This window comes from uncultured Methylovirgula sp. (assembly GCF_947646745.1).
Classification (GTDB): Bacteria; Pseudomonadota; Alphaproteobacteria; order Rhizobiales; family Beijerinckiaceae; genus Methylovirgula.
Genome location: NZ_CANSHK010000082.1, coordinates 1 through 2919, shown reverse-complemented (window position 1 = coordinate 2919; position 2919 = coordinate 1). Strand labels below are relative to the sequence as shown.

Genomic DNA, 2919 nt, shown 5'->3' with positions numbered 1-2919 from the left:
ATGTGTGGGATTGTAGGACTATTCCTGAAGGATCCGGCGCTTGAGCCTGAACTCGGCAAGCACCTTGCGATCATGCTGGAGACGATGACGGCGCGGGGGCCGGACAGCGCCGGGTTTGCGGTTTATGGCGAGGGCGAGAAGAGCCGCACCAAGATTACGCTGCGGGCGCCGGCCGATTTCGAAGATTTTGCCGCTTTGGAGAAGGCGCTGAAGCCGGGCGCGAGCCTGACGCGGCGCGGTACGCATATCGTCGTCAGCGTGCCGACGGGCGATCTCGATGCGACCTTGCAGAAGATCAAGCATGCCGCGCCGGCGCTGACGGTCAGCTCCATCGGCACGCATATGGAGCTTTATAAGGAGGTCGGCCTGCCGGTCGATGTGGCGAAGAAGTTCGGTCTCGCCGGCATGCGCGGCAGCCATGGCATCGGCCATACGCGGATGGCGACCGAATCGGCGGTGACGACGGCGGGCGCGCATCCGTTTTCGACCGGCCGGGACCAGTGCCTTGTCCACAACGGCTCGTTGTCGAACCACAATCAGGTCCGCCGCCGGCTGATCCGCGAGGGCATTTCGTTTGCGACCGAGAACGATACGGAGGTTGCCGCCGGCTATCTGTCTTGGCGTCTGGCGGAAGGCGACAGCCTGGGCGAAGCGCTCGAATCCTCCCTGAAGGACCTCGACGGCTTCTACACCTTCGTTGTCGGCACCGACGACGGCTTCGGCGTTTTGCGCGATCCGATCGCCTGCAAGCACGCGGTCATGGCCGAGACCGATCAATATGTCGCCTTCGGCACCGAGTTCCGCGCCTTGAGCGCGCTGCCCGGCATCGAGAAGGCGCGTATTTTCGAACCCAATCCCTCCACCGTCTATTTCTGGAACCGCGCGGCATGAACATCCAATCGCAGACCAGAACGAAGGATCAGGCCTTCTCCCACACGATCGATCTCGCCACGAGCTCGGTGCGGGCGCTGAACGAGATGCTGCATGCGATCAAGCCGGGCAGCAACGCGACCACGGTGCGGGTGTTGAACCCGCGCGGCATGCATGCCATCGCCAGCGGCGTCGATGCCGACGTGACGATCGAGATCGACGGCGACGTCGGCTATTATTGCGGCGGCATGAACAAGCAGGCGACGCTCCTCATCGCGGGCAGCGCCGGCATCGGCCTCGGCGAGAACATGATGTCGGGCCTGATCCATGTGCGCGGCAATGCCAGCGATTCGCTCGGCGCCACGGCGCATGGCGGCACCATCATCGTCGACGGCAATGCCTCGGGGCGCTGCGGCATTTCGATGAAGGGCGTCGACATTATCGTCAAGGGCTCGATCGGCCCGATGTCGGCCTTCATGGCGCAGGCCGGCACCTTGGCAGTGTTCGGCGATGTCGGCGAGGCGTTCGGCGATTCGCTCTACGAGGCCAAGCTTTATGCGCGCGGCTCGGTCGCGAGCCTTGGCGCCGATTGCATCGAAAAAGAGATGGACGATCAGCACCGCGCCGAGCTCTACGCCAAGTTCAAGGAGCTCGGCCTTGCCGGCACGGTCGATGTCGGCGAGTTCAAGCGCTACGGCTCGGCCCGCACCCTCTATCATTTCCACGTCGATAATGCGGGAGCTTATTGATGAACGAGCAAGTCAAAATCCCGCGCACCGCGCCGCGGTTCTCGTCGACTTTCGATCAATATACGCTGTCGGAAATCCGCCGTGCGGCGGCGACCGGCATCTATGACATCCGCGGCGCCGGCGCCAAGCGGCATCTGCCGCATTTCGACGATTTGCTGTTTCTCGGCGCGTCGATGTCGCGCTACCCGCTCGAAGGCTATCGCGAGAAATGCGGCACGGCGGTCACGCTCGGCACGCGCTTCGCGAAGAAGCCGATCGAGCTCAAAATCCCGATCACCATCGCCGGCATGAGCTTCGGCTCGCTGTCGGCGCAGGCCAAGGAAGCCTTGGGGCGCGGCGCCTCGATCGTCGGCACGTCGACGACGACGGGCGACGGCGGCATGACGCCGGAAGAGCGCGGCCATTCGAAAATCCTCGTCTATCAATATCTGCCGTCGCGTTACGGCATGAACCCCGACGATCTGCGCAAGGCCGATGCGATCGAGGTCGTGGTCGGGCAGGGGGCGAAGCCCGGCGGCGGCGGCATGCTGCTCGGCCAGAAGATTTCGCCGCGCGTCGCCAAGATGCGCACCTTGCCCGAGGGGATCGACCAGCGCTCGGCCTGCCGGCACCCGGATTGGACGGGGCCGGACGATCTTGAGATCAAGATCGAGGAATTGCGCGAGATCACCGATTGGGAGAAGCCGATCTATGTGAAGGTCGGCGCCTCGCGGCCCTATTACGACATCGCGCTGGCGGTGAAGGCCGGGGCCGACGTCATCGTGCTCGACGGCATGCAGGGCGGCACGGCGGCGACGCAGGAAGTGTTCATCGAACATGTCGGCATTCCGATCCTGGCGGCGATCCGCCCGGCGGTGAAGGCGCTGCAGGACCTTGGCATGCACCGCAAGGTACAGCTCATCGTCTCCGGCGGCATCCGCAACGGCGCCGATGTGGCAAAGGCTTTGGCGCTCGGCGCCGATGCGGTCTCGATCGGCACCGCGGCGCTCGTCGCGCTCGGCGACAACGATCCGCATTGGGAAGCCGATTACGAAGCCTTGGGTACGGTCGCTGGCGCCTATGACGATTGGCACGAGGGCCGCGACCCGGCCGGCATCACGACGCAGGATCCGGATCTGGCGAAAAGGCTCGATCCGCTCGGCGCCGGGCGGCGGCTCGCCAATTATCTGTCGGTGCTGACGCTCGAGACGCAGACGATCGCCCGCGCCGCCGGCAAGAGCCATGTCCACAATCTCGAACCGGAAGATTTGGTGGCCCTGACCGTCGAGGCCGCCGCCATGGCCGGCGTCCCCCTCGCAGG

The 2919-nt window shown here is 64.9% G+C and carries 3 protein-coding genes; all 3 read left to right on the top strand.

Annotated elements, in window-relative coordinates; all coding sequences use genetic code 11:
• On the top strand, window positions 1-891 hold an 891-nt coding region (locus Q0025_RS14890; protein ID WP_297300497.1), incomplete at its 5' end, for a glutamine amidotransferase family protein.
• The gene (locus tag Q0025_RS14885; RefSeq protein ID WP_297300495.1) at window positions 888-1619 is read left to right on the top strand and encodes a protein glxC; all 732 of its coding nucleotides are present in this window, start codon (window positions 888-890) and stop codon (window positions 1617-1619) included. The genes Q0025_RS14890 and Q0025_RS14885, both read left to right, overlap by 4 nt.
• Window positions 1619-2919: FMN-binding glutamate synthase family protein (locus Q0025_RS14880; RefSeq protein WP_297300493.1), on the top strand; the 1301-nt coding region annotated here is incomplete at its 3' end. The genes Q0025_RS14885 and Q0025_RS14880, both read left to right, overlap by 1 nt.